This is a genomic window from Sphingomonas sp. GW821-FHT10F11 (genome assembly GCF_058809095.1).
The window spans coordinates 37,296-61,706 of the sequence record NZ_JBXASH010000014.1; the positions used below are offsets into that span (position 1 = coordinate 37,296).

Here is a 24,411-nt window from a genome sequence, read left to right on the forward strand (position 1 = left end):
GTTTCGCAACGGTCGTCGCGGCGGCTTTTTTGCGTTTGCTCGAAGGGGAAGCAGATGACGCAAGCACAGGCGCTGCAGGACCGGCCGGTCGCTCAACAACGGCCGCCCATCACGACGATCGCCACCGGCAAGGCGGAGGGCTTCTGGCAGGTGGGGCATCGCCCTACCCTGATCGCCGCCTTTCTCTATTTCGACCTCGCCTTCATGGTGTGGGTGCTGCTTGGCCCGCTCGCGCCGATCATCGCCGCCGACCTTGCACTAACGCCCGCGCAAAAGGGCCTGATGGTGGCGGTGCCGACCCTGGCGGGCGCCGTGCTGCGGCTGGTCAACGGCGTGCTGGTCGACCGGATCGGCCCCAAGCGTACCGGGGCGATCGGCCAGATCATCGTCATCGCCGGGCTGCTCACCGCCTGGGCGTTCGGGGTGCACAGCTTCATGGGCACGCTCGCGGTCGGCCTGGTGCTCGGCTTTGCCGGCGCCAGCTTCGCGGTCGCCCTGCCGCTCGCCTCGCGCTGGTATCCGGCCGAGCATCAGGGCAAGGCGATGGGCATTGCCGGCATGGGCAATTCGGGCACGGTACTCGCCTCCCTGTTCGCGCCGGGCCTGGCCAAGGCGTTCGGCTGGAACGCGGTGTTCGGCCTGGCGGCGATCCCGCTCGCCATCGTCTTCGTCCTCTACATGGCGATGGCGAAGGACGCCCCCGACCGGCCCGCGCCGAAGAAGCTCGCCGCCTATCTGGAAGTGCTCAAGGAAGCCGATGCCTGGTGGTTCATGCTGTTCTACGGCGTGACGTTCGGCGGGTTCGTCGGCCTTGCCGCCAGCCTGTCGATCTACTTCACCGACCAGTTCGCACTCACCCCGGTGATGGCCGGCTATTGCACCGCTGCCTGTGTGTTCATCGGATCGCTCGTCCGCCCGTTCGGCGGCGCCACGGCTGACAGGATCGGCGGGGTGAAGACGCTGACCTTCGTCTACGGCCTCGCCGCGGCGACTTTGATTGCGATCAGCACCGCGCCAGCCTCGCTGGTGGGCACGATGGCGCTGTTCCTGCTGGTGATGGGGACGCTCGGCTTCGGCAACGGCGCGGTGTTCCAGCTCGTGCCGCAACGATTCGGACATGAGATCGGGGTGATGACCGGCCTTGTCGGGTTCGGCGGCGGCATCGGTGGCTTCTACCTTGCCTCTTCGCTCGGCTTCGCGAAGCAGCTCACCGGCAGCACGTCCACGGGTTTCCTGATCTTCGCCGGCCTCGCGCTGGTGGCGCTGGCTGGGCTGACCCTGGTCAAGGCGCGCTGGCGCGCCACCTGGGGCGCCGCCACCAATGGCGTGCGGATCTGATGCGCGCGCTTCCCATCCTGCTGGCGGGGCTGGTGTCGACACCAGCCCTTGCCGGGCCGGTCACCCTGAAGCCGCTGATCGATGCCCGGCTGCGCTACGAGCATGTCGACCAGGCGCCGCTGACCCGCGACGCCGATGCGGTGACGATGCGCATCCGCAGCGGCCTGGAGGCCAAAGCCGGCGATTTCGCGCTGCTCGCCGAGAGCGAAGCGGTGCTGGCGATTTCGGAAAACTATAATAGCGGACTCAACGGCAAGACCGGCTTTCCGCTGGTACCCGATGCGCAGAACATCGAGCTGAACCGGTTGCAGCTCCAGTATCGCGGTTTGCCCAAGACGGTCGTCACGGTCGGGCGGCAGCGGATCAATCTCGACGACCAGCGCTTCGTGGGGTCGGTCGGCTGGCGCGACAATGAGCAGACCTTCGACGCGGCGCGGATCGAATGGTCGGGCGTGAAGAACCTCAAGGCGGATATGACCTATGCCTGGTCCGACCGGACCATCTGGGGGATCGACGGCGGCAATCGGTACGGCCCGGCGCGGTACCTGTCGATCGGCGGCGACAATGTCTTCGCCAACCTCTCCCTGACCACCAAGCTCGGCACGCTGACCGGCTTTGCCTATCTGGTCGACCAGGACCGGGCATTGGTGCTGCGCAACAGCAGCCAGACCTATGGCGCGCGCTTCGCCGGGGCCCGCGCGATCGCGCCCAAAGCGAAGCTGACCTATCTGGTCAGCTATGCGCGGCAGAGTGATGATGGCCGCAACCCGAACCGCTATGCCGCCAGCTATTATGCCGGCGAGCTCGGGCTGGAGCTGTCCGCATTCAAGCTGGGTGGCGGTTATGAGGTCCTGGGCGCCGATGAGGGCGTGGCGCTGACCAGCTTCCAGACGCCGCTCGCCACCCTGCACAAGTTCAATGGCTGGGCGGACAAGTTCCTCGTCACCCCGCCCGACGGCCTGCGCGATGCCTATGCCTCGACCGGCTATGGCTGGAAGAAGGTCGGGCCCTTCGCCTCGATCGACCTGACCGCGGCCTATCACCGTTTCGACAGCGACCGGCTCGCCCAGCATTATGGCGACGAGATCGATCTGCAGGCGAGCGTCAAGCGCGGGCGCTACACCGCCCTTGCCAAATACGCGTCCTACAACGCCGACCGCTTCGCGACCGACACCACCAAGCTCTGGCTCTCCCTGGAGTGGGCGATATGACCGACAAACCGCATCTTGTCGTCATCGGCAACGGCATGGCGGGCTGCCGCGCCGTCGAGGAGATCCTCGCGCGCGATGCCGCGACATACCGCATCACCATCTTCGGCGCCGAGCCGCGGGTGAACTACAACCGCATCATGCTCTCGCCGCTGCTGGCGGGCGACAAGGTGTTCGAGGACATCGTGATCAACGATCACGCCTGGTATGCCGACAATGCGATCGACCTGATCGCGGGCGATCCGATCGTGGCGATCGACCGGGCCGGACGGACGGTCACCGCGCGATCGGGCCGGGTCGAGGGTTACGACAAGCTGCTGCTCGCGACGGGTTCCGATCCTTTCATCATTCCGGTGCCGGGGCATGACCTCCAAGGCGTCGTCACCTTCCGTGACATGGACGATGTCGGCGCGATGCTGCGGGCTGCCTCGGCCGGGGGCGAGGCGGTGGTGATCGGCGGCGGCCTGCTCGGGCTCGAGGCGGCGCATGGCCTGTGCCTGCGCGGCATGAAGGTGACGGTGCTTCATCTGATGCCGACCCTGATGGAGCGCCAGCTCGACGAGGCGGCCGGCTGGCTGCTCAAGGAGGAGTTGGAACGGCGCGGCCAGACGATCCTGACCGGGGCCGACACCGCCGAGATCTTCGGCATGGGCAAGGTCGAGGGCGTGCGGCTGAAGGACGGGCGCGAAATCCCGGCGAGCCTCGTCGTGATGGCGGTGGGCATCCGCCCGAACGTGAAGCTGGCGCGCGATGCGGGCCTCGCGATCGGGCGCGGTATCCATGTCGACGATCATCTCGTCACCTCGGACGAGAATATCCTCGCGGTCGGCGAATGCGTCGAGCATCAGGGCCAGGTCTATGGCCTGGTTGCGCCGCTCTGGGAGATGTGCCGCAGCCTCGCCGACGGGCTGGTCGCGACGCCCAATGGCTATGGCGGATCGGTCACCTCGACCAAGCTCAAGGTCTCCGGCATCGACGTGTTTTCGGCGGGCGATTTCTCGGGCGGCGAAGGCTGCGAGGACATCGTCATGCGCGACGCGTCGCGCGGCGTGTACAAGCGCGTCGTGGTCAAGGACGACCGGCTGATCGGCGCGGTGCTCTATGGCGATACGCAGGACGGCAACTGGTATTTCGACCTGCTCAAACGCCAGGAGGATGTCGCCTCGATCCGCGATGCGCTGATCTTCGGCCAGGCCTTCGCCTCGGGAGGAGGGGCATCGGCAAACCCTAATGCCGCCGTCGCGGCGATGGCCGACGACGGCGAGATCTGCGGCTGCAACGGCGTGTCCAAGGGCAAGGTCGTCGCGGCGATCGAGGGCGGCGCCTGCACGCTCGACGCGGTCCGCGCCTGCACCAAGGCATCGGCCTCGTGCGGGTCCTGTACCGGGCTGGTCGAGGGGCTGCTCGCCATCACCATGGGCGACGATTATGCCGGCGAGCGCGCGGCGCCGACCGTCTGCAAATGCACCAGCTTCACCCATGAGGATGTCCGCCGGCTGATCATCGAGAAGTCGCTGAAGGCGATCCCGCAGGTGATGCAGGAACTTCACTGGACCACGCCCGATGGCTGTTCGTCCTGCCGGCCCGCGCTCAATTATTACCTGCTCTGCGCCTGGCCTGGCGAGTTCGTCGACGACAACCAGTCGCGTTTCGTCAACGAGCGCATGCACGCCAATATCCAGAAGGACGGCACCTATTCGGTCGTGCCGCGCATGTGGGGCGGGGTGACCAACCCGAAGGAGCTGCGCGCGATCGCCGATGTCGCCGAGAAATATCAGGCGCGCATGGTGAAGGTGACCGGCGGCCAGCGGCTCGACATCTTCGGCATCCGCAAGGAGGATCTGCCCGCGGTCTGGGCCGATCTCAACGCCGCCGGGATGGTCAGCGGACATGCCTATGCCAAGGCGCTGCGCACGGTGAAAACCTGTGTCGGCTCCGAATGGTGCCGCTTCGGCACGCAGGATTCGACCGGGCTCGGCATCAGGATCGAGCAGATGACCTGGGGCAGCTTCATGCCGCACAAGTTCAAGATCGCGGTGTCGGGCTGCCCGCGCAACTGCGCCGAGGCGACGATCAAGGATATCGGCGTGATCTGCGTCGACAGCGGGTACGAACTGTCGATCGGCGGCAATGGCGGCATCAAGCTGCGCGGCACCGACTTCCTGTGCAAGGTTTCGACCGAGCAGGAGGCGCTCGATTATTGCGCTGCGTTCATCCAGCTCTACCGCGAGGAAGCGCGTTATCTCGATCGCACCGCGCCCTGGGTCGAGCGGGTCGGGCTGGATTATATCCGGCAGCGGATCGTGGACGACGATGCTGGGCGCGAGGCACTGCGGGCGCGGTTCCTCCATTCGCAGAGCTTCATGCAGGACGACCCCTGGGCGAAGCGCGCGGCGGGAGAGGACTGGAAGCTCCACCAGCATCTTGCCGAGATCCGCCCCGCTCCTGCCGCTCGTGCGCTGGAGGTCGCGTGATGGAACCCGAATGGCTCGATATCGGACCCGTCGATCAGCTGCCGGCGCTGGGCGCGCGTACCCTGCCGGTGCGCGGCGGGCGCGAGATCGCGATCTTTCACACCGCCAATGGCCAGGTCTATGCGCTGGCCAATCAATGCCCGCACAAGGCAGGGCCGCTCAGCCAGGGCATCGTCCACGACACCACGGTGACCTGCCCGCTGCACAATTGGCGGATTTCGCTGGTGACGGGCGAGGCGCTGGGCGCGGACAAGGGGTGCGTGCCGGTGATTCCGGTGAAGGTGGATGGGGGGCGGATTTTGATCGGGCGTGCTGCCGCGCTCGAGGGAGTGGCGGCGTGAGCCCTCCCCTCCCTGCAAGGGAGGGGCCGGGGGTGGGCGCGCGCGTCTGCGCGCCCATCAAGACTCGTCGCGACAGGGTACAAAGCTTCGAGGGGGCATCGAGCCCCCTCGAAGCTGACCCACCCTTGGCCCCTCCCTTCCAGGGAGGGGAATGATGGTGAAAACCACCTGTCCTTACTGCGGTGTGGGCTGTGGCGTTGTCGCCACCCTCACCTCCCCCCGCACCGCCACCGTCGCCGGCGACCCGGATCACCCCGCCAATCGCGGCAAGCTCTGCTCGAAGGGCACGCATCTCGGCGAGACGATCGGGCTCGAAGGCCGTTTGTTACACCCCATGATCGGGTCGGAGAGGGCCGGCTGGCACGAGGCGCTAGACCTCGTCGCCAGCCGTTTTGCCGCGACGATCGCCGAATATGGCCCGGACAGCGTCGCCTTCTACGCCTCGGGCCAGATGCTGACCGAGGACTATTACGTCGCCAACAAGCTGATGAAGGGATTCATCGGCACCGCCAATATCGACACCAATTCGCGCCTGTGCATGGCGAGCGCGGTGGCGGCGCATGTCAGGGCGTTCGGCGAGGATGTGGTGCCGTGCAGCTATGACGATCTCGACGCCGCCGACCTGATCATCCTGGTCGGATCGAACACCGCCTGGTGCCACCCGATCCTGTGGCAACGGATCGAGGTGGCGCGGGCGACGCGCGGGACGAAGCTGGTGGTGATCGACCCGCGCCGCACCGAGACCGCCGAGCGCGCCGATCTCCACCTCGCCATCGCGCCCGACAGCGATGTCGCGCTGTTCACCGGACTGCTCGCGGAGATGCGGTCGATCTGGCGGCTCGACGGGCGTTACCTTGCCGAGCATGTCGTAGTGCCCGAAGGATTCTGGAAAACCCTGTCCGCCGGCGATGTGGCGAAGATCTGCGATATCGCGCCAGCCGACCTCCAGGCCTTTTACGACCTGTTCGCCCAGCATCCGCGCACGATCACTCTGTTCAGCCAGGGGGTGAACCAGTCGACCAGCGGCACCGACAAGGCGAACGCGATCATCAACCTGCACCTCGCCACGGGCCGCATCGGCAAGCCCGGCGCGGGGCCGTTCAGCATCACCGGCCAGCCCAATGCGATGGGCGGGCGCGAGGTCGGCGGGCTCGCCTCGATGCTGGCGGCGCATATGGGGTTCAGCGAGGCGGAGCGCGACCGGGCCCAGCGCTTCTGGCAGTCGCCGACGATCTGCCCCGGGCCCGGCCTCAGGGCGGTCGACATGTTCGATGCGATGGCGAAGGGCAGGATCAAGGCGGTGTGGATCATGGCGACCAACCCCGCCGTCTCGCTGCCCGATGCGCGCATGGCGCGGGTGGCGCTGGCCAATTGCCCGTTCGTCGTCGTCTCGGACTGTATCGCCGCGACCGATACCGGCTTCTACGCCCAGGTGAAGCTGCCCGCGACGGGCTGGGGCGAGAAGGACGGCACCGTCACCAATTCCGAACGCCGCGTCTCGCGCCAGCGCGGCTTCATGACGCCACCCGGCGAAGCGCGGCCCGATTGGTGGGCGATCGCCGAGGTGGCGAAGCGCATGGGCTTTGCCGGCTTCGACTATCCCGACGCGGCGAGCATCTTCCGCGAATTCGCCGCGCAGACCGGGTTCGAGAATCGGGGCGTGCGGGTGCTCGACATCTCCGGCAAGGCGGACATTTCGAACGACGATTATGATGGGATGGCGCCGTTCCAATGGGGCGGCGCTTCGCCCTTCGCGGCGCGGGGTTATGCAACGCCCGACGGCAAGGCGCGGCTGGTGCCAGTCCGCCATGTGCCGCGCGATGACGGCAACCGCGCCTTTCCGCTGCGCCTGAACACCGGGCGTTATCGCGACCAGTGGCACAGCATGACGCGCACCGGCCTGTCGCCGAAGCTGTCGCAGCATCGCCGCGAGCCCTTGGTCGAGGTACATCCCGACACCGTGCAGCGCCTCGGCCTGGCCGATGGCGGGCTTGCGCGGGTCGAGACGGCTCAAGGATCAAGCATCTTCCGCGTCGCCAGCACGCCCGACCAAAGGCGGCGCGAGCTGTTCGTGCCGATCCACTGGACCGACCAGACCAGTGGCGGCGGCCGAGCGGGGTTGCTGCCGGCACGCGACCGCGACCCGGTGTCGGGCCAGCCCGGCTTCAAGAACACACCCGCCAGCGCCAGTCCGTACAAGCCCGGCTGGAGCGGTTTTCTGCTCTCGCGCGACCTGCCGGCCAAACCCGACTGCGCCTATTGGACGCGGATCCGCACCGCGAGCGGCTGGCTGACCGAGCTGGCCGGCGACGGCGATATCGCACCGTTGACCGCGCTGCTGCCCGAGGACGAGCGGGCTGAGATGATCGACCCCAAGCGCGGCGTGATCCGGTCAGTGGTGATGACCAATGGCATGCTCAAAGCCGCGCTGTTCGTCTCGCGCAGCGGCGGCCTACCGCCGCGCGACTGGCTGATCGCGCAGCTGGGCCAGGCGGATGCCGCCCCTTTCGAATTGCTGGCGGGCCGTCCGGCAACGCCGGCGCCTGATCGCGGCAGGATCGTCTGCGTCTGTTTCGATGTCGGTCTCAACACCATCCTCGACGCGATCGCCGGGCAGCGCCTGGTCAGCGTCGAGGCAGTCGGCGCGGCGATCAATGCCGGCACCAATTGCGGGTCGTGCCGCCCCGCCATCGCCGCCCTGCTCCCAGCTCAAAAGGAAGCCGCTTATGGTTGAGCCCATCGCCCCCGGCGAGGTCTGGCTGGTCGGGGCCGGCCCCGGCGACCCCGACCTGCTGACCCGCAAGGCCGAGCGGCTGATCGCCGCCGCCTCGGTGATATTCCATGACGCGCTGGTCGGGCCCGGCGTGCTCGACCTGATCCCCCCGCATGTGCGCCGAGTCCCCGTCGGCAAGCGCGCCGGGCGGCACTCGCGGACCCAGGAGGCGATCAACAGGCTGCTGGTGACGGCAGCGCTGGATGGCGAGCGTGTCGTGCGGCTGAAGGGTGGTGATCCGTCGATCTTCGGCCGCTCGGCTGAGGAGATGGAGGCGCTGGCGCAGGCGGGCGTGCGGGCGCGGATCTGCCCAGGCATCACCGCGGCCAGCGCTGCCGCGGCGAACGCCGGCGTCTCGCTGTCACTGCGCGGATCGGCGCGGCAGGTGCGCTTCGTCACCGCTCAGGCGCGGGCGGGCGAGGCGATCGATCTCGACTGGACGGCGCTCGCCGATCCAGACGCGACACTGGTTTTCTATATGGGCCGGGGCGCCGCGCCCGAGATCTGCCGCAAGCTGATCGCGCACGGCCTCTCCGCCGCCACGCCGGTGCTGATCGCCAAGGATGTGAGCCTCGCCGAGGAGCGGCTGGTTCATACGCGGCTCGATCTGTTGCCGATCGCAATCGGCAGCGCGACCGGGGGGCCGGCGCTGATCCTGATCGGCGAGGCGATGCGCGCGCGCCGTGCCGCCGACCTCAATGCGATCCTCGACGCGGCGCGCCGGCATGTCTGACCTTGCCTTCGCCATCCGCCCCGCTGCCCCCTGCCGGGCAACGCTCGACTTCGACGCCGCCATCGCGCGCATGGCGGCGGTGGCCGCACCGCTCGGGCAGGAGCGGGTGGCGCTCGCCGACGCGACGGGGCGCATCCTGGCAAGGCCGGTGCTGGCCCGGCTCGATTCGCCGCGCGCCGACCTGGCGGCGATGGATGGCTATGCGGTTCAGGGTCCGCGGGCGTCTCGCCTCAAGGTGATCGGCCAGTCCTTTCCGGCCCGACCGTATCGCGGCGCGATCGGTCCGGGCGAGGCAGCGCGTATCTTCACCGGTGCGCCGATGCCGGACGGGGCGGACCGGGTGATCGTGCAGGAACTGGCGGTGCGGCACGGCGATGAGGTTGCCATCCCCGCCGCCAACGGCGGCCGCCATGTCAGATCGCGCGGATCCGATTTCGCGGCGGGTCAAATGCTGCTCTCCCCCGGCCGCCGGCTCGATGCCCGCGCGATGCTGGTCGCGGCCGCGGCGGATGCGGCGACCCTGACCGCGTGGCGCCAGCCGCGCGTCTTCATCCTGGCGACCGGCGACGAGCTGTCCCGGCCGGGCCTGGCCGGCGGCGGCGCGTTGTCGATCCCCGACAGCATTTCGCTCGCCATCGCGTCGCTCGCGACCGAATGGGGTGCGACGATCTCGGGCATGGCTCTGGCGTCCGACGATAGCGGCATGATCGAAGCGCGGGCGCGCAGCGCGATGGCGAAGGCCGATGTGCTGGTCGTCACCGGCGGCGCCTCGGTCGGCGATCGCGATTTTTCGCGCAGCGCCTTGGGGGCGCTCGATCTCGACCGGGCCTTTGCCGGCGTGGCGATCAAGCCGGGCAAGCCGGTCTGGTATGGCCGCGCCGGCCACACCCAGGTGCTGGGGCTGCCCGGCAATCCGACCGCCGCACTGGTCACGGCACGGCTGTTCCTCGCACCGTTGCTGTGCCTGCTCACCGGCAGGCCCGCCGCCGCGGCGCTTGGCTGGCGGCCGGCGATGCTTGGCGCACCGCTGGACGAAGCGGGCAATCGCGAAAGCTTCCTGTGCGGTGACTGGGACGGGAGCGCGGTCAGGGCGCTCGACCGGCAGACGGCCTCGTCCCAGGCCAGTCTCGCGGCAAGCAATGTGCTGATCCGGCGCGGGCGCGATGCCCCGGCCGAGCCGGCCGGCGCCCCAGCCATGATCCTCGATTTCTGATGCGGGTGCTCGGCGCGATCATCGCGGGTGGGCAGTCGCGCCGCTTCGGCAGCGACAAGGCGCTGGCACCGATCCATGGGCGGCCGATGATCGCGCATGTGATCGAGGCGCTGAGTCCTCAGGTTGAGACAATGGCGATCTGCGGCCGCGACTGGCCCGGCCTCAAGGCGTTGCGCGACCTGCGCGACTGCCGGATCGGGCCGTTGGCCGGACTCGAGGCGGCGCTGCATCACGCGGCGCGGCATGGCTTCGACGCCGTCCTGTCGGTGCCGGTGGACGCTTTGCCCTTGCCGGACGATCTCGTCGCGCGGTTGCAGGGCCGCATGCCTGCGGTGCTGCGGCACCAGCATCTGATCGGCTGGTGGCCCGTCGCCTGTCGCGCTCTGCTCGGCGCGCATCTCTCCCGGGGCGACCGCGCCGTGCGCGGCTGGATCGCCGAGGCCGGCGCGCGGACGGTCGACGAGCCTTTCCCGATCGGGAACCTCAACTACCCGACCGATCTGGCCTGCCTTCTCAGCGCGGCGCCTTCTCTGCCTCGAGCTGCCTGAAGGCGATATCGCGCAATGCCGCCGCCAGCTTGGGCGACAGGCCCAGATCGTCCGCCGCCTTTTCGTTCGCGCCGAGCGAGCGCGGGTCGAGCCCGGTCACCTTGCCGAAGATCATCAGCGCTTCGAGATAATAGCCCGCGGCGCTCCCATGATACTGGTCATAGGTCCACAGATCGGTCTTGCCGAACTCGGTCCCGTCATAGGGATTAGGATCGGCCACGCCTTCGGCAAAGGCGCGATTCCACGCCTCGCCGATCGGGATGATCCCGTCGATCGAGCGGTTGGCCAAAGCGAGATTGGCCCCCGCACGCAGATCAAGCGCCATGGCGGTGATCGGCTTGCCGAACCAATGGCCGTCGGGCTCATAGGTTTCGTCGGCACGCGACCAGGTCGAGCTGAACTCGATCCGCACCGCGGGATTGCGCTGGCGGAACATCGCCGCGAACAGCCTGGAATAGGTCAGCAGCAATCCCGGATCGCCCGGCTTCGCCCGGTCGAGCGTGCTGAATTCCTGCAGCACGACCACGTCCCATTTGCGATCGAGCAGCGCGCGCCTGGTGTTGTAGTGGAAATCCAGGCCCTTCCCGCCCTGAGTCTCCAGGCTGACGGTGTAGTTGAGTCCCGCCTCCTGAGTCATCAGCTTGAAAATCGCGGGCACGCCGCCGGTGCCGTCATTGGCGAGGTCGGTCACCGTGTCCGGGCGGTAGCGGCGCACCGCCGAATGCGCGCCCTGGGTGAAGCTGTTGCCGACGAACAGGATGGTCTTCGCCGGCACCGGCACCGTGGCGATCACGGGTGGAGGAACAGGCGCCTGCACCTGCGCATCCGCAGCGGCGGAGGCGAACGCCGCGAACGACACCGCCAACAGCAACCCGACCCTGCCTGTCTTCATCCACCTTTTCCTCAAAACTTCTTGCCGATCGATACGTACCAGTAACGGCCATAGGGATTGTAGAGCGAACCGAAATAGCCGTCAGCGGTGATCGGCGGCTGCTTGTCGAACAGGTTGCGGGCGCCGACGCGGATCCGGGTATTGTCGAGCGCACCGCCCTTGAAGCGGTACTGGGCGTAGAGATTGAAGGTCGTCTGGCCCTGGATGACATAGGGATTGCCCGACGAATCGAGGAAATTGGTGTCATTGACGTCGCTGATGAAATTGGCGAACCCGCCGACCTGTACCTGGCCGAGCGTCCAGGTCAGCGATCCGGTGACGCGCCATTTCGGCTTGCCGCGGACCTCGATCAGGTCGCTGCCGTCGGTCAGCGGGGTCGCCGGGTCGATCGTGCCGGCCGATCGCGCATCGAACAGGGTCTGTACCAGAGGCGGATTCTCGCGGGCATATTTGGTCAGCCGCGCCGCGTTGATATTGAGGTCGAAATCGCCGATCCCGGTATTGTTGAGACGGTAGAGCAAGGCGAGATCCACGCCCTGCACCGTCTGGGGCAGCAGGTTGGTGAACTGGTCCTTGATCTGCAGGATCGCCCCAGCGGGCGCGAGGCCGGAGCCGGCGAACACCGCCGTATCATCGGGTGTCACCGCCGCGCGGATGACATTGGGGTTGCTCGAACCCTGGAGGCGCAGGAGATAGTCTAGGACGAGCGCATTCTGCGCGCCGAACTGGCCGACGATGCCGACCTGATGGATCGACCAGAAATCGGCGGTCAAGGTCAGCCGGCCGAAGCGCCGCGGGATGAACTTGGGCTCGATCACCGCGCCGACCGTCCAGTTGGTGCTGTCCTCGGGCTTCAGGTTCGGGTTGCCGCTGATCAGGATGGTGTAGCTGATGTTGCGCGTGCAGGTGTTGAAATTGGCGATCGTCCCTTTGTTCACATCGGCTTCGCAGCGATAGAAATCCTGGTTGATCACGCTGCTCGAGCTGAGCCGCGAATATTGCACCGTCTTGGTCTGTTCGAGGTTCGGCGCGCGGAAGCCCTGCGACCAGGAACCGCGCAGGCGCAGCCCGTCGACCAGATCCCAGGCGGCGGCGACCTTCGGCTTCGCTACCGATCCGAAATCGCTGTAGTGCTCGTAGCGGCCGGCCAGCTGCAGATCGAGGCGGTGGATCAGCGGGATGTTCATGTCCGGCGAAACCAGCGGGACGGCAAGCTCACCGAAAGCCGAGGCGACGAAGCGGTCGCCCTTGGTCGACGGAGTCGGGCTTACCGCCGCGACGTTGCTGATCGAGACGTCTCCGGTCACCGCGTCGACGAACTGGATGCGCCCATCGAGATTGGGATCGCGATCATCGCGCTGGGTCTCACGCCGGCCCTCGATGCCGGCGGCGATGCCGACATCGCCGCCGGGAAGCGCGAAGAGATGGCCGTTGGAAACCTTGAAATCGCCCAGCGCCAGGGTGGTCTTGTCATGCCGGCGCAGCTTGAAGCGGATCGCGTCGATCGCCGCCTGCGAGGAGGGCGAGCAATCGCCGATGCTCGGATTGGCCGAGCAGCCACCGCTGAACGGGTTGTAGGCATCGGGCGTCGAGAGTGCGAGGCTCTGCTGAAGCTTGGTCATGTTGATCGCATCGGAGAGGTCGGTCGCGATCGCTTCGGAATAGAGGAAGGCAGTGTCGAAATCGAAGCTGCCGATCTTGCCCCTGGCCCCCGCCAGGAAGCGCGACTGCGAATTGGTCACGTCGACATATTGCGGGCCGGTATCGACGAAACGATAGGTCGACAGCCGCACCGGCAGGCCGGCGGCGGGAACGTTGGTCAGGCCCGGGATGCGATTGGGGTTGACCGTGCCGTTGGCGAACACGGTCGGGCCGAACGGATTCCAGTAATTGGTCGCCGGCACCACGATCGCATTCAGGTTGATCGTCGGCGGCTGGATGGCGTGGCTCTTCGCCTGATAATAGCCGATCTCGGTATAGAGGGTGAAGGCATCCGAGACGTCGTAATGCGCGCTCAGGAAGCTGTTGAAGCGGTTGATGCGCGGCGAGACGGTGGTGTCCGCGGCATTGTCGAAACGCTCATTGCGCAGCGTAGTGCCCGTGGCGCGCGTGCCGGTGCCGAGGCAGGTATCGGCGCTGATCGTGATCACGCAGCCCGGATTGAGCGCGGATTGGGTGTGGAAGGCGCCGGTCGAGTTGGTGACGGCGGTGGTGCCGCGGCGGATCGTGCCTGGGCCACCCACGACCGCGAGGTTCGCCCAGGGCGACTGGGTCGCGCGGCTGTCGGAATTGGCATTGCTGGCAAAGGCTGGATTGTTGGCGAACAGCGACCGCAGATCGTTGGTCGCGGTATAGGGCTCGTCGCCCGAAAGCTGCGCGGTGCGCCGGGTGTAATCGAGATAGAGCGATACATTGCCGCGGCCACCGGCGAAGTCGGTGCCGGCAAAGCCGGTGATCTGATATTCCTTGCGGTGGGTGCCCTCGGCGAAGCCGAAGCGGCCGTCGATCGAGACGCCCTTGTAATCGCTCTTGGTCACGGTGTTGACCACACCGGCCACGGCATCGGCGCCGTAGATCGCCGCCGCGCCGTCGCGCAGCACCTCGAGCCGCTCGATCCCGGCGACCGGCAGCGAGTTGGAGTTGAAGCCGAGCACCGGGACATTGCCCTCGCCGGCCTGGCTCACCGGGTGCGATACGAGGCGGCGGCCGTTGAGCAGCACCAGGGTGTTGCCGACGCCGAGATTGCGCAGGTTGATGGAATTGACGTCGCCGCGCGCCGCATTGCTGGTCTGCGGGTTGTTCGACGGGTTGAAGGTGACGTCGCCCATCTGCGGGATGGCGCGGATCAGATCGTCGCCGGTCAGGGCGCCGGTCGCGTCGATCTGTTTCGAATCGAGCACGGTGACGGGCAGCGCGGCAGTGACGCTCGAGCCTTTGATCTGCGACCCGACGACGATGATGTCTTTCACGTCGGCCGAATCTTCGTCCGCCGGCGCGAGCGAGCCGTTATCCTGCGCGGCGGACGCAGGCGGCGCCTGTTGCGCCCAGGCGCCGGCGGTCGCGAGTGCGGCAAAGGCGGTTCCGGCGAGCAGGGCCGCCGATCGGATTGCAAAGGTCATTTCTTCTCTCCCCATTTTTTTGTCTTGTCATTCGGCGGGCGCCGTCTCGATGTCGGGCGCGATCACCTGTTCCACCGGCAGCGGATTGCCGGCCATCGCCGCGTCGAGGCGTGTGCGATCGAGCGCGCCTTCCCAGCGCGCGACCACCACGGTCGCAACGGCGTTGCCGATAAAGTTGGTCAGGCTGCGGCATTCGGACATGAAGCGGTCGACGCCCAGGATCAGCGCCATGCCGGCGACCGGCACGTCGGGTACGATCGACAGGGTGGATGCCAGGGTGATGAAGCCAGCGCCGGTCACCCCCGCCGCGCCCTTCGAGCTCAGCATCGCGACCAGCAAGAGGCTGAGCTGCTGCCACAGCGACAGGTCGACCCCGCACGCCTGGGCAATGAACAACGCCGCCAGCGTCATATAGATATTGGTGCCGTCGAGGTTGAACGAATAGCCGGTCGGCACGACCAGCCCGACCACCGTCTTGTCGCAGCCGGCGGCCTCCATCTTGCCGATCAGGCTGGGCAGCGCCGCTTCCGATGAGGAGGTGCCCAGCACCAGCAGCAGCTCGGCGCGCAGATAGACGATCAGCCGGACGATCGAGAAGCCGTGCGCCCGCGCCACCGCGCCAAGGATCACCAGCACGAAGAACAGCGAGGTCAGGTAGAAGGTCGCGACCAGCGCGCCGAGATTGACCAGCGATCCGACGCCATATTTGCCGATGGTGAAGGCCATCGCGCCGAACGCGCCGATCGGCGCCGCGCGCATCAGGATGCCGACCAGCTTGAACACGATCAAGGCCAGCCGTTCGACCAGTTCCAGGACTGGCTCGGCGGGCTTGCCGACCAGCGACATGGCGATGCCGAACAGGATCGCGACGAACAGGGTCTGCAAGATCGAACCGTCGGTCAGCGCCGACACCATCGTCGTCGGGATGATCGACAGCAGGAAACCAGTGATCGTCGTCTCATGCGCCTTGTGCGAATAGGCGGCGACCGCACCCTGATCGAGCGTCGCGGGATCGACGTTCATGCCGGCACCCGGCTGCACGACGTTCGCGACGATCAGGCCGAGGATCAGCGCAAGCGTCGAAAAGACGAGGAAATAGCCAAAGGCCTTGGCCGCGACCCGGCCGACCGACGATAATTGCCGGACGCTGGCGATGCCGCTGACGACCGACAGGAAGATCACCGGTGCGATGATCATCTTGACCAGGTTGATGAAGCCGTCGCCGACGGGTTTCATCGCCGCGCCCCAGGTCGGCCAGAAATGGCCGAGCGTCACACCCAGAAGGATCGCGACCAGCACCTGCACATAGAGATGCCGCCACAACGGCACGCGAGCATGGGGTCGGTCGGTTGCAGTGGCGACGGTGATCGTCATTCAGTCCCTCTCGGCGCGCGACACGCGCTGTCGGCCGCTTTCTGGTGAGCGGCTGGGTATGAAAATACGGCACCAGAACGCCGCCGGGGAGAGTTTCGAAAATCTTGAATAAGATATTGGTGAATAATAATTATATGAGAAAAGATGATTTGCGGACCATGCCAGAATGTGCGTATTTTCACACATGACAATCCCAATTTGTGTGATATGTCGCCCATATGGCGGATCGGCATAATCTTAGCAGATCGGCGCGGTCTCACCCATTTCTCGCCGGATGCCCGGCTGGAATCGGTTGGCGGAACGACGACATGAAGCAGGATAGCCGCACCCATGGGCGGGTTGAATCGAGCCGGCGCCCGAAAGACCGGCCGGGCGTTGCCATAGGTGCTGGAAATGTCAGTAGGGTCACTGACATTTCGGCACGACATTGTACAATGACCGGTGCGATGTCGTGCCGATGACGGGATCGACGATCACGGGGCGGTGGCACATCACCCGGCCCGGAATCCGGCTGATCGTCGCGGCACTGACGGTGCTGATGGCGCTGGCCGTGCTGTTCTGGACGGGTAGCCGTTGGGCGCGCGCGCAGGCCGACATGGCGGCCGATGCCACCGCCGGCCAGACGGCGCGCAGCCATGCCGGGCTGCTCGCCAGCGAATTGCAGAAGTTCCGGCTGCTGCCGCTGGTGTTGGTCGAATATCCCGATGTCGCGACCGCGCTGGAGACCCATGCGCCGCCCGCGGTCGCGCGGCTCAACCGCACGCTCGAGCTGCTCGCGAGCCGCACCGACGCCGCCGTGATCTATGTCATCGACGCGAAGGGCTTGACGGTCGCGGCGAGCAACTGGCGGCTGCCGACCAGCTTTGTCGGCCAGAATTACAGTTTCCGTCCCTATTTCCGCGACGCGATGGCGCGCGGCGCCTCCGAGCTGTTCGCACTCGGCACGATCAGCGGCCGGCCCGGCCTGTTCCTCGCCCGGCGGCTCGAGGTCGGTGGCCACGCAGTGGGCATCGTGGTGGTGAAGGTCGAGTTCGACCGGCTGGAAGCGACCTGGGCGCGCGCCGCCGGACCGAGCTTCGTCACCGATACGCATGGCGTGATCCTGATCACCAGCGTGCCCGACTGGCGCTTCCGCACCACCCATCCGCTCGATGCCGCGACCCTGGCGCAGGCGCGCACCACCTTGCAGTTCGGCAGCGGACCGCCCCGCGCCGCGCCGATCGCCCTGTCCGGCACAGCGGCGACGGCGACCCTTGGTGGCAACGCGGCGCGATATCGGGTCGGGTCGCTGCCGGTGCCGCTTGCGGGATCGCGACTGGTCCATCTCGAACCGCTCGCCGCGCCGCTCGCCGCCGCGACGACCCGGGTGCGGCTCTGGGGCCTCGGCATCCTGATCATCCTCGGCGCGATCGCCGGGCTGGCGTGGCGGGCACGGGAAAAACGCCACCTCCAGCGCGAGGCCCAGACAGCGCTCGAACAGGAGGTCGCCCGGCGCACCGCCGAGCTGAGCGAGACCAACCGCCAGCTCACCATCGAATCCCGCGAGCGTATCGAGGCCGAGCGCCGTTTCCGCGCGGCGCGCGAGGAACTCGCCCAGGCCAACCGCCTCGGCTCGCTCGGCCAGATCACCGCTGGCGTGGCGCACGAGATCAACCAGCCGGTCGCCGCGATCCGCACCTTTGCCGAGAATGCCGGCACTTTCCTCGACCGCGACCAGATCGATCCGGTACGCGGCAACCTGGCACAGATCATCGACCTGACCGCCCGGATCGGATCGATCACCGCCGAGCTGCGCACCTTCGCCCGCCGCCGCACGCCGGCGCGCGGCGCCATCGCGCTGGGATCGGTGATCGACGGCGCTCTGCTGATCCTCGGCGAACGCGCGCGCGAGGTCGTGACGGTCGATTTGCCGCCCGCGATGCGCGACACCCAGGTCGCGGGCGACCGGGTCCGACTCGAACAGATCCTGGTCAATCTGCTGCAGAATGCGCTCGATGCGGTCGAGGGTGTCGCCGCGCCGCGCATCCTGATCGCCGCCACGACCTCGGGCAGCGACGTGACCGTGACGGTCGGCGACAATGGCCGGGGCGTCGACCCGAGCATCGCCGATCAGCTCTTCGCGCCTTTCGTCTCGGCCAAGCCGGAAGGGCTCGGTCTCGGCCTGGCCATTGCACGCGACATCGCCCGCGAATTCGGCGGCGAGCTGGAGATCGGCAGCTCGGCGCTCGACGGCGCCGCCTTCAAGCTCAGGCTGAAGCGCGTCTGATGCTGTTCCCGACCGAGCAAAGCATCTTCTTCGTCGAGGACGATGCGCATCTCCGCCAGGCGACGATCCAGACGCTCGAGCTGGCCGGATTGCGCGTGCGCCCCTTCGCCAGCGCGACCGAGGCGCTGCCCGAGATCAGGCCCGACTTTGCCGGCGCGATCGTCTCCGACATCCGCATGCCGGGGATCGACGGGCTGCAGCTGCTCGAGCGCGTCCGCGCGATCGACCCCGATATCCCGGTCATCCTGATCACCGGCCATGCCGATGTCGCGATGGCGGTGGGGGCGCTGCGCGACGGCGCGTTCGATTTCCTGACCAAGCCCTTCGCGACCGACCATCTCGTCGCCGCCACCAACAAGGCGCTGGAGAAACGGCTGCTGGTGCTCGACAATCGGCGCCTTCGCGCCGCCGCGGCGGCGGTCGACGAGGCGGGGCCGCTGATCGGCGACAGCGCCGCGATGGTGCAGTTGCGCGGCACGATCCGCCAGCTCGCGCTGGCCGATATCGATGTGCTGGTGGAAGGGGAGACGGGTACCGGCAAGGAGCTTGCCGCATTGCTGCTGCACCGGCTCGGTGCGCGGCGAGGCCGTCCGTTCATCGCGGTCAATTGCGGTGCCCTGCCCGAGGCGATCGCCGAGGTCGAGCTGTTCGGTCATGCCGCCGACAGCGTGCCGCACACCCGCCTCGCGCGGATCGGCCAGATCGAGGCGTCGAGCGGCGGCACCCTGTTGCTCGACGAGATCGACAGCATGGCGCCCGCCGTCCAGGCGCGGCTGCTCCGGGTGCTGGAGGAGCGCGAGGTCCACCCGATCGGCGACACCCGCCCGCGCAGCGTCGATCTCCGCGTGATCGCCACGACCAAGACCGACCTTGCAGGCGCCGCGGCCGAGGGGCGGTTCCGCCCCGACCTCTATTATCGGCTGAACCTGGTACGATTGCGCGTGCCGCCGCTCCGCGAACGGGCGGAGGATATCGCGCCCTTGTTCGCAAGCTTCGTCGAAGAGGCCAAGCAACAGGCGGGCATCACCGACTTCCTGCTGACCGACGGCATGCGCCGGCACCTGCGCACGCATGACTGGCCGGGCAATGTCCGTGAGCTGCGCAACTTCGCGTTCGGCGCGGTGCTCGGCCTGGCGGAGCCGTCCCAAGTCGCGCCGGCGGGGGAGCGGCCGAGCCTGCCGGCGCGGGTCAACCAGTTCGAGGCCGGAGCGATCGAGGAAGCGCTGCGCGCGACCGGCGGCAGCGTGGCCGCAGCGCTCCCGCTGCTCGGCATCCCGCGCAAGACCTTTTACGACAAGGTCGCGCGCCTTGGGATCAAGGTCGAGGATTTCCGCGCGCGGCCGGCTGGGCGCAAGGCCTAGCTAGAAGGTGACGTCGAAACCGAGCCTCACGCTGCGCGGCTGAAGCGGGGTGATCTGGTTGCGATCCCGCACCAGGAACGGCGACCCGAGCGCAAAGCGGTTACCGCGCGCATCGAGCAGATTGGTCAGCGACAGAGTCACGGCGCGCCGAGCGGTGCCGACCCGGAATTCGAGGCCGGTGTCGAGATAATCGCCCTGAAGCTGCCCGAGGATCGCGCCGATCCCGAGCGTCGATTTTCCGACATAGCGGCCATAGCCGTTCACCTCGAAATCGAGCTTGTCCGATAGCGGCGTGACATAGGCGAAGCCGAGCCGGCCGGTGGCATCGGCGACATTGGGAAGGCGGTCGAATGTCGTCTGGGCGAGGTCGGCCGGCAAGGTGGTCGTCCCGCCGGCGATCGCGAAGCTGCTCAGGTCGCGCGTGGTCACCTTGCTGTCGTTGAGGTAGATCGACGCATCGAACGACAGACCATGAAGCGGTTGCCAGCGTGACGACAGCCCGACCGACAGGACACGTCCATCTCCCACATTGGCCGTGGTGGGGAAGCCGAAGCCATCGATCAGATCAGCCTGGATGTCGTTCCAGCGCGACCAGGAGGCATTCAGCGACAGGCTGAAATTAGGGCCACTATAGCGCACGCCGCCTTCGGTGGTGGCGACCCGGTCACCTTTGAAGCGCTGGACGAAGTCCTGCCGCACCGCGATCCCGCCCGGCCGGAAGCCCTGCTGGTAGCGCGCGAACAGGGTCAGCCGGTCGGTCGCGCGATAGGCGAGCGCGGCGGAGGGCAGGAACCGGGTTTCCGATCGGCCGCTGTTCGCGCCCGGATCGATCCTGAAGGCGACGGCGCGGAGCGCATCTTCGGAATCGCCCGTCAGGCGGGAATGGGTGAGCCGCCCGCCGACTGTCAGCGTCAGCCGGTCGACCGGCTCGACCGACGTCTCGCCATAGAGCGTCTGTTCGTCCACCTGGTTGCGCACGCCGGTCAGCACCGCGGTAAGCGGTCCGACATCCATCAGGCGGTTCACCCGTGCCTCATTGTGGAGCACGCTGAGACCGATCACCCAACCCGTCCCGTCCGGGCCACGACGCGCGAGCCGGGTCTCGGCAGTGATCATCGAGATGCGGTCGGTCTGGACATAGGCGGCGGCGGCCGCGCTCGCGACCGGCTTCACCACCGGGTCGAGCGGGTCGGCAAGTTCCGGACCCTCGAACTGCTCGAAGACATATTGATGGGCATAGCCGAGCGACGAGGTCAGCTCGAGATTGCCCCATTGCTTGCGTACGACCAGGTCGCCGAGCCAGTAATCGTTGCGATAAGGCTGAGCGATGCTGCTGCTGCGGGTGAGGCCGTCGCCGCCGCGTTCGGCATATTGGCTGTCGTCACCGTCGATACGCTGGCCGACGCCGCTCAGGTCGATCGTCCAATCGTCCCCCGGTGCGAAACGCAGGGCGGCGCGGCCACCGATGGTGCGGACGTCGTTCACATCCTTCAATCCGCGCCCGGTGTCGTCGATATAGCCGCCATCGATCGACCCGAAGGCAAGCGCGCGGAAGGCGAGCCGATCGTCGACGATCGGCACATTGAGGATGGCCCCGCCATCGACGCCCGGCTGGCCATGCTGCACGGCCTGAACGCCGCTCCAGATCGTGCCGCCGGTCGTCGTCAGATCGGGCGCGCGGGGCACCACGCGGACGACACCGCCCAGCGACCCGGCGCCGTAGAGCGTCCCTTGCGGCCCTTCGAGCACCTCGATGCTGCGGATATCGTAGAGCCGCAGGCTTGGATCGGGCGCGCTGTAGGTGATGCGGCTGTTGCCCCAATATTGGCCGACGGTCGCCTGGGTGGGGCCGACAAAACTCGAATCGGCGATGCCGCGGATGAACAGCTTGTTGCGGCCGGGGCCGAGATGCGTGGAAACGACGCTGGCCACGCGCGCGCCGATCGCGTCGGTGCCGCGCGCGCCATCGGCCATCGAGACGGTGTCGCCGTCGATGATCTGCACCCCGCCGGGATAGACGTTGAGCGGCACGCCGCGCTTGGTGCCCGTCACGACGATTTCCGCCGTGGCGGTTTCGTCCGGTGGTGTGGACGGCTGGCGCGGTGCGGCGCGCGACGCGGTGCGCGCGGGCGGTGGCGGCAGCGGCACATATTCGATGAGAAAAGTGTTGGTCGCGACGCGCCGGGCCGCGAGGCGCGTGCCGAGCAGCATCCGCTCCAGCGCCTGCGCGGCGGTGAATTTCCCGCGCACCGCCTTCACCCGCTGAGTCGCCAGGCGGGAATCGCGAAAGCCGATGCTGGTGCCGCTCTGGCTGCTGAGCAAGCGGATGGATTGGTCAAGCCGCGCGGCGGGGAGGTCGACGTCCGCCGCCTGCTCCTGGGCGTGAGCAGGCGCGCCGATCAGCAGGGCTGCGGCGATCAGGGGAAAGACAAGAGCGGAGTTAGCGCCGCCGGGCATTGGCTGGGGTCATCGTCCAGCTATCGCCTTGCTCGGCAAAGGTCACGCCGAGCAGCGGTCCGGCGCGCGCCAGCACCTCTTTGGGCGGCCCGCGCAGGACCAGCGTGCCGGTGAAGCGCATGCGCGCTGCCCCGCTTGCGACCCGAATCGAGCGTCCGGTATTGCGGGAGAGATCGCGCGCGACCTGATCGAGCGTCGCATCGTCATATTGAAGCTGGCCCGATTGCCAGCTGCCGATACCTTCCGGGCTGGCCTTGCGCAGCGACGGCGCGGCGTCGCGGTCGGCCCTGGACAGCGCATCGCCCCGGTTGAGCCGGATGCGTTGCTTGCCCGCCTCATAGTCGACGGCGCCTTCGGCGACGGCCACGTCCAGGGCGCCGCCGCTCCGCACGACATTGAAGACGGTGCCGATGTCGACGAGCCGGATACCGTCGGCCACGACGATAAACGGGTCCTTCGCATCATGCTTCACATCGAACAGTGCCTCGCCCTGGGCAAGCATGATCCGACGCGGCGTATCCGGATCGAACGATAGCCGCGTATCGCCGTTCAGCATGACGCGCGAGCCGTCGGCGAGATCAATCGTCCGGTGCTCGCCCCGTGCGGTCGCCACCTCGCGCACCGGCGCATCGCGCAGCAGCACCGTCCCGCCGACCACCGCGACGAGCGCAGCCGCCATCGCGCCGCCCGCGGCAAACCAGCGCCCGCGCAGGGGGGAGTGCGCGGGCGCTGTCGCCGCCGCAACAGGAAGGTGTGCGGCGAAGAGCTGGACCGCCCAGGAATCGTCTTCCAGGGCAGCCTCATAAGCGGGCAGGTGCCGGGGATCGCTTTCCAGCCACGCGGTCAGCCCGTCCCAATCGGCGAAGGACGCGTCATGGGCGCGGATCGCCCAGAGCCGCGCTGCTTCTCCAATCATACCGGACTCATGTTCCATCATGCCCACCTCCCTGACACGACGGACTCGCTCCCGCTATTCCGCATCGAACTGCACCTTGAGTTCGGCGAGGGCGCGATAGGCCTTTTGGAGATCCTTCTCGACCGAGCTGAGGCTGACACCCAGGTCGCGGGCGATCGTCGCCTGCCCCATGCCGTCGAGGCGATAGCGGCGGAACACCTGGTCGACACGCGGGCCAAGCCCGGCCAGCATGGCCTCGGCCTGGCGCACGCGCTCGCGCGCGATCAGCACGCGCTCGCCCAGCGGTTCCTCTTCGGGAGCGGGGCCGGCCTCGTGCCAGTGCATCTGCCGGCGCTCGCGGCTGACCGTCGAGCGGCGGCGATCGCGCATCAGATTCTCGGCGGCACGGAACAGATAGGCGACCGGATCGGCCACGGGTTGCCCGGACGCGACGGCGACTCGCTGCCACAGATCGTGCAGCACGTCCTCCGCCTCGTCGCCGGCGCCGCGCGCGACGAGGAAACGGAGCAGCCGCGCCCGCTCGTTCAGGATGACGCGCTGCAGGCCGTCGATCGACTCACTCTCCATGGCGCGACGCAAAGCATCCGGGGACCGGCTTGCCAAGCCCGGCCGCCGCGCCGCAGGGTCGCCCTGCCGCTGCTGCGCGACCGGCTCCCCAACAAGCATCAGCGACCTGCTCCAACCACCGACTCCGTTTCCGCGCGGGCGCGGGCAAAAGCGGAGACATGGGGTTCGCCCCCGCCCAGCGAAACCCGAGGTGCCACGGGTTCGCCCGTGAACCAGGCAAGCGGGCCGGTCGCCTGGCCGTTCAGGCGCACCTCGAAGTGGAGGTGACTGCCGGTCGAGCGGCCGGTGGAGCCCATCATCGCGATCTCCTGCCCGCGCTCGACCCGGGCGCCGGACCTCACCAGGAAGCGGGAGAGATGCGCATAGCGCGTCACCAGCCCGCCGCCATGATCGACCTCGATCATGTTGCCATAGCCGCCGGCCCTGCCAGCAAAATGCACCACACCGCCCGCCGCAGCCATCACCGGGGAGCGGAGCGGCCCCGGAATGTCGATGCCGCTGTGCAGGGCGCGCCTGTGCAGGATCGGATCGAGCCGCCAGCCGAAGCCGGAGGAGAGGCGCGGCAGGCCTTTCGGCGCCGAGGCTTTTGGTGCCGCAACCGGCCTTTCGGGCGACGGCGCAGGGGCCGACCCCTCCATCATCCTTTGACGAAAGGCGGCATCGTGTCCGCCGGGCAGCCTGTCGCCATCGACCGCCGCCGCTCCGTAACCGCCCAGAAGCAGGACGCCGGTCAGCGGAAGGGCGGGGAGCACTGGCATTATGTCTGAAGGACGGAGACATGCGGCCGGTCCCGTAAGCCCGATTCAAATATTTTTTGGCAGGCCATTCGGC

General features: G+C 67.7%; 17 protein-coding genes. 10 read left to right on the forward strand and 7 right to left on the reverse strand.

The features are described 5' to 3' along the window. The first annotated feature begins 54 nt into the window (after window positions 1-54). The 8 genes from AC1RT8_RS23975 to mobA all read left to right on the forward strand — a co-directional run bounded on the left by AC1RT8_RS23975 (window position 55) and on the right by mobA (window position 10,628). Window positions 55-1,338, forward strand: coding sequence for a nitrate/nitrite transporter (locus AC1RT8_RS23975; RefSeq protein WP_493079000.1), 1,284 nt, complete (start codon window positions 55-57; stop codon window positions 1,336-1,338). Then, entirely contained in the window at window positions 1,338-2,549 is a 1,212-nt protein-coding gene (locus tag AC1RT8_RS23980) for an alginate export family protein (protein WP_493079002.1), read from the forward strand. Before AC1RT8_RS23975 ends, AC1RT8_RS23980 begins: the two co-directional genes overlap by 1 nt. Then, entirely contained in the window at window positions 2,546-5,020 is a 2,475-nt protein-coding gene (gene nirB, locus AC1RT8_RS23985) for a nitrite reductase large subunit NirB (RefSeq protein ID WP_493079003.1), read from the forward strand. The genes AC1RT8_RS23980 and nirB overlap by 4 nt, the downstream gene beginning before the upstream one ends. After that, on the forward strand, window positions 5,020-5,361 hold the full coding sequence (nirD, locus tag AC1RT8_RS23990) for a nitrite reductase small subunit NirD (RefSeq protein ID WP_372857881.1): 342 nt from the start codon (window positions 5,020-5,022) through the stop codon (window positions 5,359-5,361). Before nirB ends, nirD begins: the two co-directional genes overlap by 1 nt. Window positions 5,362-5,512: 151 nt before the next feature. Continuing rightward, window positions 5,513-8,095, forward strand: coding sequence for a molybdopterin-dependent oxidoreductase (locus tag AC1RT8_RS23995; RefSeq protein ID WP_493079005.1), 2,583 nt, complete (start codon window positions 5,513-5,515; stop codon window positions 8,093-8,095). Next, a complete protein-coding gene (cobA, locus tag AC1RT8_RS24000; protein WP_493079006.1) occupies window positions 8,088-8,867 on the forward strand; it encodes a uroporphyrinogen-III C-methyltransferase in 780 nt (259 codons plus the stop codon). Before AC1RT8_RS23995 ends, cobA begins: the two co-directional genes overlap by 8 nt. Continuing rightward, on the forward strand, window positions 8,860-10,080 hold the full coding sequence (locus AC1RT8_RS24005; protein ID WP_493079007.1) for a molybdopterin molybdotransferase MoeA: 1,221 nt from the start codon (window positions 8,860-8,862) through the stop codon (window positions 10,078-10,080). The genes cobA and AC1RT8_RS24005 overlap by 8 nt, the downstream gene beginning before the upstream one ends. Then, complete coding sequence (mobA, locus tag AC1RT8_RS24010) at window positions 10,080-10,628, forward strand: molybdenum cofactor guanylyltransferase (RefSeq protein ID WP_493079008.1); 549 nt, start codon at window positions 10,080-10,082, stop codon at window positions 10,626-10,628. The genes AC1RT8_RS24005 and mobA overlap by 1 nt, the downstream gene beginning before the upstream one ends. Here the strand turns inward: mobA and AC1RT8_RS24015 are convergent. Genes AC1RT8_RS24015 through AC1RT8_RS24025 form a run of 3 tightly spaced genes read right to left on the reverse strand, consistent with a single transcriptional unit; the run spans window position 10,594 to window position 16,013 of the window. After that, entirely contained in the window at window positions 10,594-11,520 is a 927-nt protein-coding gene (locus tag AC1RT8_RS24015; protein WP_493079009.1) for a PEP-CTERM sorting domain-containing protein, read from the reverse strand. The two genes, mobA and AC1RT8_RS24015, sit on opposite strands and share 35 nt — an antisense overlap. Window positions 11,521-11,531: 11 nt before the next feature. After that, window positions 11,532-14,639 (reverse strand): TonB-dependent receptor domain-containing protein, encoded by a 3,108-nt coding sequence (locus AC1RT8_RS24020; RefSeq protein ID WP_493079010.1) that lies wholly within the window; start codon window positions 14,637-14,639, stop codon window positions 11,532-11,534. Window positions 14,640-14,666: 27 nt separating this feature from the next. Further along, complete coding sequence (locus tag AC1RT8_RS24025) at window positions 14,667-16,013, reverse strand: dicarboxylate/amino acid:cation symporter (RefSeq protein WP_493079012.1); 1,347 nt, start codon at window positions 16,011-16,013, stop codon at window positions 14,667-14,669. A 457-nt stretch (window positions 16,014-16,470) separates the two neighbouring features. Between AC1RT8_RS24025 and AC1RT8_RS24030 the strand changes: the two genes are divergently transcribed. Further along, window positions 16,471-18,279, forward strand: coding sequence for a sensor histidine kinase (locus AC1RT8_RS24030; protein ID WP_493079014.1), 1,809 nt, complete (start codon window positions 16,471-16,473; stop codon window positions 18,277-18,279). Continuing rightward, on the forward strand, window positions 18,279-19,640 hold the full coding sequence (locus AC1RT8_RS24035) for a sigma-54-dependent transcriptional regulator (RefSeq protein WP_493079016.1): 1,362 nt from the start codon (window positions 18,279-18,281) through the stop codon (window positions 19,638-19,640). Before AC1RT8_RS24030 ends, AC1RT8_RS24035 begins: the two co-directional genes overlap by 1 nt. On the opposite strand, the gene AC1RT8_RS24040 is transcribed toward AC1RT8_RS24035, so the two are convergent. The 4 genes from AC1RT8_RS24040 to AC1RT8_RS24055 form a co-directional block, all read right to left on the reverse strand. Beyond that, window positions 19,641-22,097, reverse strand: a complete 2,457-nt coding sequence (locus tag AC1RT8_RS24040; RefSeq protein WP_493079018.1) for a TonB-dependent receptor — start codon at window positions 22,095-22,097, stop codon at window positions 19,641-19,643. Further along, entirely contained in the window at window positions 22,081-23,013 is a 933-nt protein-coding gene (locus AC1RT8_RS24045; protein WP_493079020.1) for a FecR family protein, read from the reverse strand. The genes AC1RT8_RS24040 and AC1RT8_RS24045 overlap by 17 nt, the downstream gene beginning before the upstream one ends. Window positions 23,014-23,067: 54 nt before the next feature. After that, a complete protein-coding gene (locus AC1RT8_RS24050) occupies window positions 23,068-23,580 on the reverse strand; it encodes an RNA polymerase sigma factor (protein ID WP_493079022.1) in 513 nt (170 codons plus the stop codon). A 98-nt stretch (window positions 23,581-23,678) separates the two neighbouring features. Then, entirely contained in the window at window positions 23,679-24,338 is a 660-nt protein-coding gene (locus AC1RT8_RS24055; RefSeq protein ID WP_493079023.1) for a M23 family metallopeptidase, read from the reverse strand. Window positions 24,339-24,411: the final 73 nt, after the last annotated feature.

Bases quoted from the DNA above. Each gene is read 5' to 3' on its own strand.
- AC1RT8_RS23975 (WP_493079000.1), top strand. From the start codon at position 55: ATGACGCAAGCACAGGCGCTGCAGGACCGGCCGGTCGCTCAACAACGG.
- AC1RT8_RS23980 (WP_493079002.1), top strand. From the start codon at position 1,338: ATGCGCGCGCTTCCCATCCTGCTGGCGGGGCTGGTGTCGACACCAGCC.
- nirB (WP_493079003.1), top strand. From the start codon at position 2,546: ATGACCGACAAACCGCATCTTGTCGTCATCGGCAACGGCATGGCGGGC.
- nirD (WP_372857881.1), top strand. From the start codon at position 5,020: ATGGAACCCGAATGGCTCGATATCGGACCCGTCGATCAGCTGCCGGCG.
- AC1RT8_RS23995 (WP_493079005.1), top strand. From the start codon at position 5,513: ATGATGGTGAAAACCACCTGTCCTTACTGCGGTGTGGGCTGTGGCGTT.
- cobA (WP_493079006.1), top strand. From the start codon at position 8,088: ATGGTTGAGCCCATCGCCCCCGGCGAGGTCTGGCTGGTCGGGGCCGGC.
- AC1RT8_RS24005 (WP_493079007.1), top strand. From the start codon at position 8,860: ATGTCTGACCTTGCCTTCGCCATCCGCCCCGCTGCCCCCTGCCGGGCA.
- mobA (WP_493079008.1), top strand. From the start codon at position 10,080: ATGCGGGTGCTCGGCGCGATCATCGCGGGTGGGCAGTCGCGCCGCTTC.
- AC1RT8_RS24015 (WP_493079009.1), bottom strand. From the start codon at position 11,520: ATGAAGACAGGCAGGGTCGGGTTGCTGTTGGCGGTGTCGTTCGCGGCG.
- AC1RT8_RS24020 (WP_493079010.1), bottom strand. From the start codon at position 14,639: ATGACCTTTGCAATCCGATCGGCGGCCCTGCTCGCCGGAACCGCCTTT.
- AC1RT8_RS24025 (WP_493079012.1), bottom strand. From the start codon at position 16,013: ATGACGATCACCGTCGCCACTGCAACCGACCGACCCCATGCTCGCGTG.
- AC1RT8_RS24030 (WP_493079014.1), top strand. From the start codon at position 16,471: ATGACGGGATCGACGATCACGGGGCGGTGGCACATCACCCGGCCCGGA.
- AC1RT8_RS24035 (WP_493079016.1), top strand. From the start codon at position 18,279: ATGCTGTTCCCGACCGAGCAAAGCATCTTCTTCGTCGAGGACGATGCG.
- AC1RT8_RS24040 (WP_493079018.1), bottom strand. From the start codon at position 22,097: ATGCCCGGCGGCGCTAACTCCGCTCTTGTCTTTCCCCTGATCGCCGCA.
- AC1RT8_RS24045 (WP_493079020.1), bottom strand. From the start codon at position 23,013: ATGATTGGAGAAGCAGCGCGGCTCTGGGCGATCCGCGCCCATGACGCG.
- AC1RT8_RS24050 (WP_493079022.1), bottom strand. From the start codon at position 23,580: ATGGAGAGTGAGTCGATCGACGGCCTGCAGCGCGTCATCCTGAACGAG.
- AC1RT8_RS24055 (WP_493079023.1), bottom strand. From the start codon at position 24,338: ATGCCAGTGCTCCCCGCCCTTCCGCTGACCGGCGTCCTGCTTCTGGGC.